Genomic DNA, 16,705 nt, shown 5'->3' on the forward strand with positions numbered 1-16,705 from the left:
AAACAACATAATAGAGCATTTTTAATCAGAAATACTCAATTATAATCGATTTTAGTTAATCTTAATTATTTTCAAAATTCCTTAAATTATAAAGGCTTGTAGAAGTTGCAGGATAAACTCTGGAATAGGTTTATCTGCTGAAAATTTTGATTTAGAAAGAAAGTGTTTTTCTAGCGTATATGAGTTTTACGAATATAAAGATACTGAATTTCAACACATTAACAATAAAAATTACAAAAAACTGATATTATTGTAAAATGGCTCTTCAAAAATTCAGATAATGGCAAAATGATACAAATAAAAAAAGCACTAGTAATAAAATTATTACTAGTGCTTTTAAATTACGATATTTAAGATATATCTATTTTATTCCTTTTTTAAGTTTCTCCAATGAAGATTCTTTTGACTGTTTAATCTGGCTAACAAAAATCTGGGCAATTTCTGTTGCTCCTTTTAGAGATAAATGTGTGTCGTCTGCTTTTTCTTTATCATAAAAAGCATTTTCTCCTGCTTTAAAATGCAGATGCAACTCTTTTGACTTTTCAGATCCATAAGATTGCTCAAGAAGTTCAGTATAATATTCCATATCAACAAAAGGCACATTGTACTCTTGAGCAACCAATCGGGTTTCTAAAGGGTAATCGCCGTGAGTGGGAACCAAAACTCCTTTCTCGTTAAAATTACGTCTTGAAATAGAAGTCAATAAAATTGGTATGGCTCCTTTTTCTCTGCTTTCTTTTACAAATTTTATTAAATTATATCTGTATGCCGTATGCGGATTAGTATAACGACTCGGATCTTCTATTTTCTCATCATTATGTCCAAATTCAATTAAAACATAATCTCCTTTTTTTAATTGTTTATATATAGAATCCCAACGTTTTTCGTTGATAAAACTTCGAGTGCTTCTGCCATTTACAGCTTTATTTATCACTACAATATTATCATTAAAAAACGACTGCAATACCTGCGCCCATCCATGTTCTGGATTTTTTTCTGGATCTTTTTTATTTGCCATCGTAGAGTCGCCAATACAATAAACTGATGTTTTTTGTGCGAAACAAAATGTGGTGATAAGAAATGTTAGTAGAATATATTTTTTCATTTTTTGGCTGTTTGTTGTTTGGTTGTTGTTTTTACCGCAAAGGTCGCTAAGTTTTTTTCTTTGTCGTCTTTGTCGAAAGCACACAAAGCTTTGTCGGTTATCTTTTTGTAGACGCACTGCGGTGCGTCTCTACAGAAAAAAACTTTGTCCCTTTGTTCCTCTGTAACTCTGAACCTCAAAAACTAAGGTTTCGAAACTGCCGTAGGCACGCTGGCTTTCTGTCCTATAAAAACATCCGTCATTAGAACATTTTCTGCATTTTCGTTTGATAATGCATTCTTTGCTTCTTTAATTTCAATATTTTTTAATGATATATTTTGAATCTTTTTATCTGCAAATCCTTGAATTACAATTCCAGATTCTGATGCTTTGTTACAAACTATATTAGAAAAATATACATTTGATATATCCGATTGATATCCTTTGCCTTCTCCGTGATAATTTGATGTGATATAAATGCAATCTTCAACTTGATCTAATTGGATATTTCGAACATATATATTTTTAATATATCCGCCTCGATCTGCATTGGTTTTTAAATAAATTCCTCTTTTTAAATAACCTGCCGTTTTGCAATTTTCTACAAAAACATTCTGAACTCCAGCCGACATTTCGCTGCCAATTACTACACCGTGAAGACCTTTAAAATTGCAATTTCTAATAATGATATTCTCACTTGGTGTTGCCTTATTTGCTCTTCCTTCATGATCTCTTCCTGCTTTTATCGCTACATTATCATCTCCATTATTAAAAGTTACATTTTCAATTAAAACATCTTTTGCATATTCTGGATCAATTCCGTCATTATTATGATTTAATGATTTATAGCTTATTCCGCGAATGGTTATACTTTGAGATTTTAATAAATGAAGACACCAGAATGGCGAATTTTCTACTCGGATATTTTCTACTAATATATTTTTACTGTTCAAAAACTGAATCATTTGCGGTCTTAAAAAATATCCCTCGCCAAATTTTCTTTCGTTTAACGGAACATTATTATGATTCATTTCACGGCTTCGATTTTTGCCCGCTCCTTCTTTCGCTTTAAATGTTTTCCAAGTTTTTCCTCCTTCCCCATCAATCGTTCCTTCGCCTGTAATGGCAATATTACTGCAATTATTAGCATAAATCAACGGACTGTAATTGTAAAGCATTGTTCCTTCCCAACTTGTTAAAACCAATGGAAGATAATCTTTGGGATTATCACCGAATTTGATTTTTGCACCTTTTTCTATTTTCAAATTTACATTGCTTACAAAATGAATGGGGCCGTTAATTTTATAAATTCCTTTTGAAACAATTATAGTTCCGCCATTATTCTTTTTACATAATGCCATTGCTTTGTCAAAAGCCTTTTTATTATCTGTAATTGAATCGCCTTTTGCTCCTAATTTTTGAATATTAATTTGATACGAAGGAAATACTGGTAGCTGAATTCTCTTTACAATAGAATCTACTTTAGATGAAGGAAAATCACTTTTTTGAGCAAACATTCCCAATGAAAGAAATAATAGAAGTAAATATTTTAGGTTCATATTTATTTAGTTTTCAGTCGCGGTTTTCAGTTTTCAGTGCATACTTTGACTGAAAACTGCAACTTATTTCGAATACCAATTGTCAACTTTATCTTTAAGAATGTTTTCTATAACATATTGTCCTGCTTCTTTTTTAGAAAGCTGATGCGACCATTTTACTCTTTTTGAAGGTTGAAACCCTTCGCCTGTACAATTGTATTCGGCATAAAAAGCGTTTTTTTCTGCTTCTGGTTTTGACCAGTTTTCCCAGCCTTCTGGCTTAATTTGTTTACCCATTTCGCAACTTATAAAAACCGTTTTAGCATAAATTCTCCAAGGTCTTCCCAAATAAACATCTTTAGCTTCTGGATTTGCCGTAAGCTTACAATTTTTAAAAACAAAACCAAAAGGAGTTCCTTCTGGCGTTGAAGCTGCCGTAATGTAAGAACTTTTTATACTGTGAATGTTACAATTCTCAAATAAAGCTGTAGCTCCTCCAAAAATAAAATCTGTTGTTCCTTCTATATAACAATCTTTGAAATATTGTTTTGAATTTTTTCCAGATAAATATAAAGTGTCTTGATTTCCTAATAAATTGCAGTTTGTAATTTTTGCGCGATTGCCTACAACCGACAACGCTATGGCTTGTCCCCGTTCTCCAGAAGTGTTTTTAATTGTCAAATTAGAAACCGTACAATCGTCTGCTTCAACCAAAAGCGTATAAGTGTAAAAAGTACTGTTTCTGCCCAAAGCTATTTTAGAAAAATTATCATCAAAAGCAATAATCGTATTTTCCTTGCTTTCGCCTTTTAGAATCACATTATTATTCCATTCTGGAATTCGAACTTTTTCGTTATAAATCCCATTTTTAATAAAAATAGTCACCTTTTCATAAGGAAAAGCTGGCGTTGCATAAACTGCATCTTGAATTTTAGTAAAATCTCCCGAACCGTCTTGAGCTACCGTAATATAATTAACAATTTTCTTTTCTGAAGATCCAACTTTAGTTCCGTTTTTAACTGCCCAATCTGGAAATCTTTTTAAAACTTCCTGTGGCGCTTCAGAATACCAAGAATAACCATTTCTTCTTTCTGAACCGATTTGATCCAAAGATTTTTTTCTGATTCCGTCACGGTCGCAAAAGAAAGGTTCGTTGGTTTCTAAATCCATAAATCTTGCCCAGATTGGTTTAGCATTTGTTGTTGGAATCATTTTTTTATCTACAATTTTCCCAGCGTCATTCAGGACTCTTTTTTCTTCTAAATTGGTAATTTTTGTCTTTTCAAACCATTCTACAGCGCTTTTTACAGCAGTAACAATTTCTCTTGAAGGTTTATCGATTGACATTAAAAGCAATACTATTTTTGCTGATTCATAACCGCTTAATGAAGCCAATTCAAAAGCTCTCGCGTTTGCCGGAAGTAAAGTAACTTCATCATGTTGAGCGCACCAAGCCGTTAAAACACCGTTTTGTTTGTATTGCGTTTTTAAAATACAATCAATTCCTTTATCAAAGGCTTTTTTACATTTTTCTACAATTTCTTTAGAAGGTTTAATACTGTAATAATCAGATTCGTCTGCAACGGATTTTATTACATTCATAATATTAACCATCGAATCGTCATTGTAGGTAATATGAGTATAATATCCTTTTTTTAACGGATAAAATTGTGGCCATCCGCCATTTATATATTGCGCTTCAAGCAGATAATTTAATCCTTTTAAAAATGATTCTTTGTAACGTTCATCTTTTGTTTGAGCGTACATTTTGGACATAAAAAGCATTTCCTGACAAGTTGCTCCATTATCTGTTGTAGTTTCAGCAGACGTTTTTTTGAGCGTAATTAAATCATTTTTTTGCTTTTCTGTCAATTCATCTTGCATCTGAATATTTTTTGGCCAGCCTCCAATATTTCTTTGGTAAAGCAAAACATTCTCTGCTATTTTTTTAGCTTCTGCAGAACCAAACCAAGCCGCATCATTTTTACGAATAATGTCTGGCCATCTTTTATAAGTATTTTGGGCGTTTATTGAAACACCTAAAAACAATAAAAGAACTAAAGCTGTTTTTTTTAATTGAATCATTTTATGTTTGTTTTTAGTCGGCAATTAATTTTGGATTTAAGAATGGGCTTTTTATTAAAAATTTATTTTAAAAAAGTTTTTTTTGTAAGAAAAATCATTTAAACATGCTTTTTAAGCTTTATAATATTACCGAAGATATCTAAATATCTATTTTTATTTTTTGTTGAAAATATCCAATCTATGAAAGCTGTTTTTTTCTTAAATAAAGAAAATTTTAGTTTTATGAATAATTACTTTGTTACCCTAAACCAATCTACCGCAACATTACCTGAATCATTTTTTACTATTTCTCCCAAAGCAAAAAGTCCGACTTTAGCACCAATCCATCTTCCTTCTCTAGCCTTGAAATCTTTTCCAATTGTTTGATAATTTTTATCATCTAAACTATATAAGAAATTGCAAATGCCTCCTTTATTGATCTTAACTCGCAAATAAATGGTATTTTGATCTATCAACACAGGTTTAGTTTCTGTTTCTAAAACAGTTTGATCAAACGTTCCTGTTTTTTGGTTGAGATATAATTTCCCGTTTTCATTTCTAAAATTCAGATAACTGTAATCTAATCCCATAATTATTAAACCTGTACTTTCTCCATTTAATCTTGCGTTAAAAGTCAATTTTGTAGTTGCTGTAAATTCTTCTGCTGGAAATTTTTGCAACAGCAAATTTGGAGCGTTAAAAATGTTTTTTGTAGTTGTATTACAAAACAAATTCAAATAGCCTAAACTAGTCGGAAATCCAAAATTGGTTTGTTTATTGGCTTGCCATTGCCATTGCAGTCCTAATTTTGGTTCGTTAAACTCATCTGAAGTTGCAGGAACTTCGATCGGATATTTTTTACCAACATTAGGTTTCTTATAAGTCGTAACTGGCTCTCCAATTCCGTTTTTATCAAAATCTTCTCCCATAACTGGCCAATCGTTTACCCACTTCATCGGTTGCAAATGAACAATCCGTCCATAAGCACCTTTATCCTGAAAATGAAAAAACCAGTCTTCTCCCGTTTGAGTAGTAACCCAAGCACCTTGATGTGGACCATTTATTTTTGTAGAACCTTGTTCGAGAACTTTTTTTGTTTCATAAGGTCCAAATACATTTTTAGATCTTAAAATTGTTTGCCATCCTGTCGGAACTCCACCTGCTGGCGCAAAAATATAATAGTAATTATTTCGTTTATAAAATTTTGGCCCTTCTATTGTTCCTTCACTTTCGTGTCCATCAATAACCATAACTTCATCATTGTTAACCAATGTTCCTTCAGGATTCATCGTGCAGACAACTAGCAAGCTTTTAATCTGAGCACGGCTTCCTGCAAAAGCATGAACCAAATAGGCTTTCCCATCATTATCCCACAGCGGACTAGGATCTATAAGTCCGACTCCTGATTTTACTAAAAGCGGTTCAGACCACGGTCCTTCTGCTTTTTTTGCTTTAATCATATAAATTCCATAATCAGGATCTGGGTAATAGATGTAGAATTCCTTATTATGATAATTAATACTTGGCGCCCAAACTCCATTTCCATGCTGTACTTTATTGTATGTTTCAAATGGTGGCTGTTTGGTTAAAGCGTAACTTATAATTTTCCAGTTTACCAAATCTTTTGAATGTAAAATTGGTAATCCTGGAATACAATTAAATGAAGAAGCTGTCATATAATAATCATCGCCTACGCGAACAACATCTGGATCTGAATAATCAGCATGAAGAATCGGATTCGTGTACGTTCCGTCTCCATTATCAGGCGCCCAAACTTGTGCGATATTTTTCTGGTAGAAAAAGACCGAGAAAAGCAAGAAGATTATTTTTATGTTTTTCATTTTTATTTTTTTTAACGCAACGTTTTTGTCATTTCGACCGAAGGGAGAAATCACATTAGGAACTCCATACGGAATGTTGCCAATCTTTGTAGAATTACGAGTGTGATTTCTCACTTCGGTCGAAATGACAAGATTGTATTTACTTTTCTCAATCAACTATCAACAATCAACCATTAACCATTAAAACTATCTGTTCAATTCCAAAGCTGCCAAAATGAATGGGCCTGTTGCTTTAGGATCGTTGTCTTTTTTTCTTTCGTTTACATAATATTCGTAAGAACCGTCACGGTAAGGATTTCCTCCTAAACCTGCAACTTGACAGCAATTTGTTAATGTAATTCCGCCATCCTCGTCTACTTTTTTGATTAACACTTTAGTCAATCCGTCAAAAGCTTTATTAGCTGCTTTTTTGAATTTAGCTGGCAAATATCCTTTGTTTGCTCCTTTTGCAAAAGCATAAGAAAACATTGCAGATCCAGAAGCTTCTAAATAATTTCCTTTATCAGCACCTCTGTCTGTAACTTGATACCATAAACCTGATGATTTATCTTGAAATTTCAATATTGCCTCAGAAGCGTTATTTAAATATTGAACCAATTCTTTTCTTTTTGGATGATCTTTTGGCATGTAATCTAAAACATCAACTAAAGCCATTACGTACCAGCCTAAAGATCTTGACCAGAAGTTTGGAGAATTTCCTGTTTCTTTATTTGCCCATGGCATTTGTTTACTTTCGTCCCAACCGTGATACAATAATCCTGTTTTTGGATCGGTTGCTTTTTGCTGAATCAACTCAAATTGTTTTGCGATATCATCAAAACTTTTTCCGTTTTCAAATTTAGCCGTGTATTCTGCGTAAAATGGTTCTCCCATATATAAACCATCTAACCACATTTGATTTGGATAAATTTGTTTGTGCCAGAATCCTCCGCTTTGTGTTCTTGGTTGTTCTGAAAGTTGTTTACGAATTAATTGTAATGCTTTTAAATATTTTTCTTCTTTAGAATAGGCATAAACATCAAAAAGCAAACGCCCTGGCAAAACCAAATCGATATTAAACTTATCAAATTCATAAGTATTGATACTTCCATCAGCTTGAACCAAATTATCTACATAACCTCTTACATAAGCTTTGTATCTCGGATCTGGATTTTTTTTATATAATTCTTCAATTGAATGCAAAACTAAAGCATGAACATAATCCCATTTTGGCTTTTTAGCGTCGTCTAGCATATACGATTCTGGATGACGTTTCATTAATGTTAAAGCCATTTTATCTGACCATTTAGCATTCTTTGCGATTACGATATCTTTCTTTGCAGGCTCTTGAGAAGTTACTTTACAACTTGTAATTGTCATAACGCAAATCATCAAAACCGACATCAAATAACTTTGCTTTCTACTGTTTTTCATTTCAAAATATATTTAAATTCTATTATTTATCTAATTCTATCGACGCTAATAAAAAGGCTCCAAGGCCAATTGCGCCATTTTCTTTTGTTTTAGAAGTAAGATAATATTGGTTTGTTCCATCGCGAAAAGGTTTTCCTCCTAAACCAACATTCGATGAAACATTTAAAATATTTACTTCTCCTTTTTTATCCACTTTTACAAATTCTTTCACAAAACTGTCAAATGATTTTTTGGCAGTTGATTTATAACTTGCCGATAAATATCCTTTGTTTGTCCCTTTTGCAAAAGCATAAATTATCATTCCAGAAGCCGAAGGTTCTACATAATTTCCGTACAATTCTGTTTTATCGGCAACTTGATACCACAATCCAGATTCGCTTTTGTATTGATTTACATTCTTTGCAATCTGATTCAAATACCCAACCAAAACTTTATATTTTGGATGTGATTTCGGAAAATAATCTAAAGTTTCAACCAACGCCACCATATACCAGCCAATTCCTCGTCCCCAAATTGTTGGCGAAGTTCCTGTTTGCTTATCTGCCCAGCCAATCTCTTTACTTTCGTCCCAAGCTTGATAAACTAAACCAGTTTTTTTGTCTACAATATGTTTTTGAACCAATTCAAATTGTTTTGCAATATCATCTAAACTTTTTCCTTTTTCATATTTCACCGTAAATTGTGTGTAGAAAGGTTCTGCCATATACAAACCGTCAATCCACATTTGGTTTGGGTAAATTTGTTTGTGCCAAAATCCACCGCTTGCTGTTCTTGGTTGCGTTTCTAATTGGTTTCTTAACTTGCCAATAATTTCTAAATAGCGAGAATCTTTGGTAATGTCATAAAGATTAAAAAGTAATTTTCCTGGATTTAAATAATCGATATTGTATTCTTTAAGATCGTATTTTTTAATATTTCCAGTGCTGTCGATCATTCCATCAACGTAATCCTTGATATAATTTAAGTATTTTTTATCGTTTGTTTTCTGATACAATTTTTCGAAACCAGACAACACAAAACCCATTTTATAATCCCATTTTGGTCTGTCATTTCCGTCTAGCTTCCATGCATTTGGGTATTTATTTAAAATTGAAAGAGCAGTTCGTTCTGACCATTTCAAATCATATGAAATAACCGAATTTTCAGAATCTGACTGATTTTGCGCATTTAGATTAGAACTAAAAATCAGCAGAAAAAGCAAAACAACTTTTGTAAAATTGACTGTTTTAGAAAGAGATTTACCCATAAAATATACTATTTGTCTTTTTAAATTAGCTTTTTGAATTTTGCTCTAATTTATTTAAAAATTTTATCTAAAAACTGTGTTGTGTAAGAAATTGTTTGCTTAAACCAAGGTTCGTAAAACCAAAAAGAATGTGGCGAATCTGGAATACTCTGCACTTCATTATAGATTTTATTTTCATTTAAAATTTTAATCATATCACTTCTACCCGCATGAAATCTTGGAATACTGCTGCAGATATACAAAACAGGCGGAGTATTTTTATCCGTATGACTTAATGCCGAAGCATTTTCCCAATTTTCTGGAATTTCATCCGATTTTCCTCCCAGCCAAAAAGCTGCCATATCTCCTTCTGATGATTCTGGATGTTTGAATGCCAAAACTCCGTCAACATCAATTATCGCATTTACTTTTGATGAAGATTTACTTATAAAAGAAGCATCTTCAAAAATCGGATCATTATTTGTTGTTCCGATTAATGCGCCATTTGTCCGCCCGAAGAACATCCTAAAACAGCAATTTTATTGACATCAACGCCAAATTTCGATGCATTATCTTTTATAAATTTAATAGCATTTTTAACGTCAATTACTCCAGTCGGATATTTAGCTTCTAGCGATAATCTGTATTCGATAGCAAAACAAGAATAACCTTTTGCAGCAATTTCTTTTCCAATAAACTGCATTTGACTTTTATTTCCTGATCTCCAGCCACCGCCATGAATCATAATTACAGCAGGATTTTTTTTCTTTTTTGTATTAATGAAAGCATCAAAATGCAAAACTCGATTTTGATCTTTATTATAAACTAAATCGAAACTTTCTTTAACTGCTGGATTTGGTTTTATTTCTGGAATTGTAATAAAAGGATATTTCTTAATTAATTTCGTAAAAGTACTTTTGATCGTATAAGATGTGTCAATCTGATATTGCTGGCTCTGAGCCACAACAACATTAAAAAACACTAACAAAATCAAAGCCGTTTTTCGCATCTCACTTTTACAATTTTCAGTTAAGAAAGGAGTTCAACCATTGTCAAACTCCTTTTTAACTCCTTCAAAAAACAATAATCTCAAAAATTATAAATTACTAATTACCAACAATTCGAGAAATATTATTACTTAACAGATTCTACTTTTTTATTATTTACGTAGGTATCTATGAACTTTATATTTTTTACATTTTTCAACAAATAGAGCGAATCTACTTTTTGAATTTTTACATTTTTTAGTGTAATATTTTCAACAGGAGATTCTTTGTAACCATCAGCCCAAACACTGTATTTTCCACCGTTTTTGACATTTACATTTTCTAAACTGACATTTCTGATTGTCGGAATAAAATTTCCTGTTTGAGATCCGTAAACATTGTAAAACATGTTCAGTTTTAAAACACATTCTTTAACAGTTCCAACTTCCAGATTTCGAACAAAAATATTTTCTATAATTCCGCCTCTTTTTGAGTTGGTTTTGATGCGAATAGCGCGATCAAGATTCGGACTGTCCATAACACAGTTTTCAACAAAAACATTATTTACGCCAGCAGAAATTTCACTTCCGATAACAACTCCACCGTGTCCGTCAATCATTTTGCAATTTTGAACAATAATATTTTTGCTTGGAATTGCCACACGTCTTCCGTCTGCGTCACGACCAGCTTTAATGGCAATACAATCGTCGCCAGTATTAAAAGTGCAGTTTTTAATTATAATGTTTTGAGAATATTCTGGATCGCAGCCATCGTTATTTGGACCGTGACTGTTTACCGTAACGCCATCAATAATCATGTTATTGGTTTTTATTGGATGCAAAATCCAAAAAGGCGAATTGATGATTTTTACATCTTTTATTAAAGCGGTATTACATTCAAAAAATTCAATAAAGTTAGGTCTTAAATAACGTCCATCTCCAAAAACGCGTTCTGAAACTGGAATTCCTTTTTCTGCCATATCAACCAAAACTTCACGATTTGTCGGATCATTTTGAGACGGAATTCCTTTTTTCCATCCGTAATTTTTTCCTCCAGACCAAATCCACCAATTAGAACTGTCTGCCTGACCGTTTAAAGTACCTTTTCCTGTAACTGCGATATTGGTTTTGTTTTTCGCATAAATAAGCGGAGAATAATTCATAACTTCTGTTCCTTCCCAAGAAGTATGAACAATTGGATAATCTTTCGGATTTAAACTGAACAGAATTTCAGCATTATCTTCTAAATGAAGGTTTACATTACTTTCTAAATGAATCGCTCCAGTTAAGTATTTACCATTTGGAACCAAAACCTGACCTCCGCCGTTTGCTGCACATTCTTTTATCGCTTTTTGAAAAGCTATTGTATTTAGCGTTTTCCCATCAGCAACAGCGCCAAAATCGTTTATATTGTAAATCTTATTCGAAAACTTAGTTTGTGGAATACTTTTAATGATCAAATCCATCTTTTTCCATGGATTATTCTCATCATTAGAAGAAATAGTAGCCGTTTTTTCTGCACAAGAAACAAATAGCACACTAATAGTTGCTATAAACAAAAATCTTTTAAATGTTATGTATTTATTTGCAATCATTTGCGCAGTATTATCTTGTTTAAAATGTAAAACAGTCTAAAATCATGTAATCGATTACACGAAAGTAGAAAAATTGTTCTATTGGAACAAATTAATTTAGAAAAAAATTATATATTTAATTTTTATTACAAATTTTAATTACATTTAACGCAAAAATTTAGATAAATTATTGTCATAATAATTCCTAAATCGTTTGATTTTTTAATTCTGGTAATCGATAACAATTTATATTACATAATAAAAAAAAATGTACTTTTGTCTAATACATAATCCGATAAACTTTTTTTTGAATGAGTGAAAAAGTAACTATTTACGATATTGCTGAAAAATTAAATATCACGGCTGCAACCGTTTCTAGAGCTTTAAATAATAATCCGAAGATTAAAGAAGCTACAAGAGAGTTAGTTATTAAGACTGCTGCTGCCATGAATTATAAGCAAAATAAATTGGCACTTGCATTGAAGAGCGGTCGAAGTAATAATATCGGAGTTATTGTACCTCGTATAGATAGCAACTTTTTCGCTTCTGTAATTAGAGGAATCGAAGAAGAGCTTTATCCTCATGGCTATCAAGTAATTATCTGCCAAACACATGAAAGCATTAAAAGAGAAAATGAAAATCTTCACACACTTGTAGATGCACAAGTAGACGGAATTATGATGTCGGTTACAGGAATTTCTAATGAAAATGACAGTGCTTTTAGAAATGTATTGGAAAAAAATGTTCCTCTAATATTTTTTGATAGAAGTAAACATATTGATGGAGTAAGTTCGGTAACAATCAATGACTTTAAAGGAGGTTATTTAGCTACCAAACATTTAATTGATGAAGGTTGCAGACATATTGCTCATTTATCTGGAGATCAATCTTTAGATATCTTTAAAAACAGGTTTTTAGGATACAAACAAGCTTTATTAGATAGCGGACTTACTTTTAACGAAGAACATGTTATTTACACCAAAAGTAGCGTAGATGCAGGTAAAGAAGCAGTAGATAAACTTTTACAATTAGAAACTCCACCAGATGCTATTTTTTCATCGTCTGATTTTGCTGCATTAGGAGCGATTCAAGAATTAAAAGAAAGAAATATCAGTATTCCTAATGAGTTTTGTGTTGCTGGTTTCAGTAACGAACCTTTTACAAAATTTATGGAATTATCAATTACCTCTGTAGATCAATCTCCTTTGGAAATGGGAAAAATGTCTGCCCGCGTTTTCTTAGAACAAGTAGACAAAACAGATACTATTAAAATAGAAAAAAAGGTGGTTCTTGCACCAGAATTACATATTCGCAAGTCTTCTACAAAAACTAGTTTTTAATATTATTTTCACCATATAAGTTATATAAGCTATCTCAAGGGGTAGCTTTTTTTATAAGCTTCGGAGAAGCGAAATATTTATAGAATCACAATAAATCACACAACAAAGCTCCAGAGGAGCGACATGTTTTTTCTGCAAACCTAATCAATCTATGTCGCTCCTCTGGAGCTTTATGTTGTAACCGCTTATTTTTTTTCTATAAATATTTCGCTTCTCTGAAGCTTTTTATATAAAAAAAGACGCACAGTTGTGCGTCTTCTATATAAATCTTTGTCACTTTCTTTCTTAGAACCTTAGTAACTTAGTACCTAAAAAACTAAAGTGACACTCCTCTTTTCCAAGGAATAAAATCGTTTTGATTTAAAACTGCCGCTTTGGTTTTAATTGTACCGCTGGCAATATCTATAATAAATTCAAGCATTTCATCAGACATTTCTTCGATAGATTTTTCACCTTTGATAATTCCACCTGTGTCAATATCGATAATATCAGACATCTTTGCCGCCAACTCAGAGTTAGAAGAAATTTTTACAACTGGCGCAATTGGATTTCCTGTAGGAGTTCCTAAACCTGTAGTAAATAATACCATATTAGCTCCAGATCCTACCATTGCAGTTGTACACTCAACATCATTTCCTGGAGTACATAACAATGTTAATCCTGGCTCGTTAATATACTCACCGTAATCATAAACACCTGCAATTGGAGAAGTTCCTCCTTTTTTAGCTGCACCAGCAGATTTCATAGCATCAGTAATCAAACCGTCTTTAATATTTCCTGGAGAAGGATTCATATCAAATCCTGAACCTGCATCAACAACTGTTTTTTCGTACCATTTCATCAAATTCAAGAAACGTTTTCCGTCTTCGTCATCAACACAACGGTTTACTAATTCCTGCTCTACTCCACATAATTCTGGGAACTCAGAAAGGATTGTTGTTCCTCCTAAAGCAGCCAATTTATCAGACAATACACCTAAAGTTGGGTTTGCAGAAATTCCAGAGAATCCGTCAGATCCACCGCACTCTAAACCAATTCTTAGTTTAGATAATGGCGCTGGTTCTCTCTTAATATCGTTTGCTTTTTTAATCGCTTCAAAAGTATCTTTAACTACGCTGCTCAACATCGTTTCGATTGTTCCGATAGATTGCTGATCGTAGATTAAAACAGGCTTTTTACTGTCTGGATTAATAGCATCTAAAGCTTCCTTGAAAATTGAAATCTGAAGATTCTGGCATCCTAAACTCAATACAGTTGCTCCAGCTACGTTTGGATTGTTTACATAACCTGCCAAAAGTTTAGCCAAACTGTGCGAATCCTGACGAATTCCACCACAACCACCTTGGTGCGTGATGAATTTTACCTGAATATTATTGAACAAATTAGCATCATTTGAAGCTTCTTGATTTCCTGCTCCCCCTGTTTCTGATTTTACCAAAGAACGCAATAATAATTGATAATCGTTTTCTTTTGGTTTCATCAATTCTTTCTCAAAAATATCTTTTAAGATTTCGATGTTTCTATTTTCGCAAAAAACTAATGGAAAAAATAACCAAACATTTTCTGTTCCAACTTGTCCATCTTCTCTATGATAGCCCTGCCACGTTCTATCTTTCCATTTATCTACATTTGGCGCAGTCCAGCCAATTGTTTCTGTTTTACCAGTAACTTTATCACTTTCGTGTTTAACGTTTGCAGTAGAAAGCAATCCTCCTTTTTCGATTCTTGCACTCGCTTTACCAACCAAAACACCATACATAATGATTCTGTCTCCTACATTAAAAGGAACCATTGCAATCTTATGTTTCATTTTCACATCAGACTCAACTGTAATTGATTGTCCTTCAAAATCAATCACTTCGCCAGCCGTCAGATTCACCAAAGCCACCGCTACATTATCAGTAGGATGAACTTTTATTAATTTTTTCTGCGTTGCCATAATTAACCTTTGTTCTTTGTTCTTTTTGTGTTTTCTTTTATTTTATTCTTTCTTGAAATTTAGCAAAACCTGCTTCAATTCCGTTTGAATCTATTTCTTCTAATGCAATTGTAATTGCTCTTGTAAGTCCTGGAATTTCAGTTAAATCTTGATCCCAGAATGATTTGTTTTGTAATGTTAAACGAGCGATTTTCTCGTAATCATCCGATTTCCATAGTCCGTTGAAAAAAGCTGTAATATCTTCACCATCTTTAACCGGTAAACTTTGCCCGTTCCAAGTTCCTTTGTAGAAACGAATTAAACTCGCTAATGAAAAAGTCAAATTAACAGGCAATTTTTTGTTAGTATTATAATATCCTAATAAACTAGGCAAAACTCTTACTTTGAATTTCGATACAGAATTTAATGCAATATCAGCAAGTGCATGTTTGATAAATGGATTTTTAAATCGGTCCATTACTTCCTCAGAATAGGCAGTAATCTCATTTTTGTCCATATCAAGAGTTTCACTAATTTCACTAATAACGCTGTTTACAAATTTCCCAGTAAAATCTCCGTTAACAGTTTCCATTACTAATTTATTACCATGCAAAAGTGAAAAAGGAACCATTGCCGTATGCGCACCGTTTAAAATACGAACTTTAATCATTTTAAAAGGACGTATATCATCAACGATTTTTACATTCAAATCTGTTTTGTGAAAAGGCAATTTTGCTTTTAGATCATCGCCACCTTCAATAGCCCAAAGGAAAAAAGGTTCAGCTGCAACAATTAAATTGTCTTCATAATCTAATTTATTATTGTATTCTTCAATTTCAGCTCTTGGATATCCAGGAACAATTCTGTCAACCAAAGTACTATGATAGGTACAAGCATCTGACACCCAAGTTTTAAATGCATCTTCTAATTTCCACAAATCAACATATTGTAAAATATATTTTTTAAGCGTCTCAGAGTTATAATCAATTAATTCACAAGGAATTATTGTAACTCCTTTAGAAGCATCTCCATTAAAATGTTTAAATCTTTCATATAATAAAACTGTCAATTTTGCAGGAAATGACACTGGTGGCTGCATATCTGGAGTATCACTTTCAATAAATTCAATTCCAGCTTCTGTAGTATTAGAAACAATAAACTGAAGTTCTTCTTCTTTAGCTAAAGCCAAATAATTTGTAAATTCAGTGTATGGGTTTATAGTTTTTACAATATTATTAATTAACACAATATCTTGAATCTTTTCACCTTTTTTAATTCCGTTCATAAACAAGGTATAAAGACCGTCCTGATCGTTAATCATATTTACCATACCGTCTTTCAAAGGTTGAACGACTGCAATACCTGCATTAAAATCAACTTCTTTATTCAGTTTGTCAAAAGCATAATCAACAAAGGCTCTTAAAAAGTTACCTTCTCCAAACTGAACTACCTTAATTGGCTGTAACTTTTCTAATCCTGTATTTATTCTATTTAATTTTTTCATTTTAAATTTTCTTTAATGCGTTATAAATAACCATCTATAAACCCTATTTCTTCATTTCTGCCTTTTAAATTGTAAATGAAACATTACACCCGATTGAGTAAAATAAAGCCGGCTGTGAGGAATGGCTAGCTAAATTTTTCAAGCGTAATGTTCAATTACAATCTCTAAAAATCTAAAAAAAACTTATAAAATAAGGAGTTTGGCATGATTACCCCTTAA

General features: G+C 32.3%; 10 protein-coding genes and 1 pseudogene. 1 reads left to right on the plus strand and 10 read right to left on the minus strand.

What is annotated here, in order from left to right:
• Positions 1–361: 361 nt before the first annotated feature.
• The 8 genes and pseudogenes from NYQ10_RS18255 to NYQ10_RS18295 all read right to left on the minus strand — a co-directional run bounded on the left by NYQ10_RS18255 (position 362) and on the right by NYQ10_RS18295 (position 11,745).
• Positions 362–1,105, minus strand: coding sequence for a rhamnogalacturonan acetylesterase (locus NYQ10_RS18255; protein ID WP_289877653.1), 744 nt, complete (start codon positions 1,103–1,105; stop codon positions 362–364).
• A gap of 182 nt (positions 1,106–1,287) precedes the next feature.
• Positions 1,288–2,643 carry a glycoside hydrolase family 28 protein gene (locus NYQ10_RS18260; RefSeq protein WP_289877654.1) on the minus strand — a complete coding sequence of 452 codons (1,356 nt, stop codon included), beginning with the start codon at positions 2,641–2,643 and terminating at the stop codon, positions 1,288–1,290.
• A gap of 63 nt (positions 2,644–2,706) precedes the next feature.
• Positions 2,707–4,707 carry a pectate lyase gene (pelA, locus tag NYQ10_RS18265; protein WP_289877655.1) on the minus strand — a complete coding sequence of 667 codons (2,001 nt, stop codon included), beginning with the start codon at positions 4,705–4,707 and terminating at the stop codon, positions 2,707–2,709.
• Between the two features lie 230 nt (positions 4,708–4,937).
• Positions 4,938–6,527, minus strand: a complete 1,590-nt coding sequence (locus tag NYQ10_RS18270; protein ID WP_289877656.1) for a glycoside hydrolase family 43 protein — start codon at positions 6,525–6,527, stop codon at positions 4,938–4,940.
• 186 nt (positions 6,528–6,713) lie between these two features.
• A complete protein-coding gene (locus NYQ10_RS18275; protein ID WP_289877657.1) occupies positions 6,714–7,940 on the minus strand; it encodes a glycoside hydrolase family 88/105 protein in 1,227 nt (408 codons plus the stop codon).
• A 22-nt stretch (positions 7,941–7,962) separates the two neighbouring features.
• Positions 7,963–9,186: a glycoside hydrolase family 88/105 protein gene (locus NYQ10_RS18280; RefSeq protein WP_289877658.1), complete on the minus strand. Its 1,224-nt coding sequence runs from the start codon at positions 9,184–9,186 to the stop codon at positions 7,963–7,965.
• A 50-nt stretch (positions 9,187–9,236) separates the two neighbouring features.
• A pseudogene (locus NYQ10_RS22555) lies at positions 9,237–10,174 on the minus strand (alpha/beta hydrolase fold domain-containing protein).
• A 125-nt stretch (positions 10,175–10,299) separates the two neighbouring features.
• Positions 10,300–11,745: a glycoside hydrolase family 28 protein gene (locus NYQ10_RS18295; protein WP_289877661.1), complete on the minus strand. Its 1,446-nt coding sequence runs from the start codon at positions 11,743–11,745 to the stop codon at positions 10,300–10,302.
• A gap of 290 nt (positions 11,746–12,035) precedes the next feature.
• On the opposite strand from NYQ10_RS18295, the gene NYQ10_RS18300 reads away from it, so the two are divergent.
• Complete coding sequence (locus NYQ10_RS18300) at positions 12,036–13,064, plus strand: LacI family DNA-binding transcriptional regulator (protein WP_276173119.1); 1,029 nt, start codon at positions 12,036–12,038, stop codon at positions 13,062–13,064.
• A 316-nt stretch (positions 13,065–13,380) separates the two neighbouring features.
• Here NYQ10_RS18300 and NYQ10_RS18305 read toward each other — a convergent pair whose 3' ends face one another.
• Positions 13,381–15,003, minus strand: a complete 1,623-nt coding sequence (locus NYQ10_RS18305; RefSeq protein ID WP_289877663.1) for a UxaA family hydrolase — start codon at positions 15,001–15,003, stop codon at positions 13,381–13,383.
• Positions 15,004–15,040: 37 nt separating this feature from the next.
• Complete coding sequence (locus NYQ10_RS18310) at positions 15,041–16,486, minus strand: tagaturonate reductase (RefSeq protein ID WP_289877664.1); 1,446 nt, start codon at positions 16,484–16,486, stop codon at positions 15,041–15,043.
• Between the last annotated feature and the right edge of the window lie 219 nt (positions 16,487–16,705).

This window comes from Flavobacterium johnsoniae, from assembly GCF_030388325.1.
GTDB lineage: Bacteria > Bacteroidota > Bacteroidia > Flavobacteriales > Flavobacteriaceae > Flavobacterium > Flavobacterium johnsoniae_C.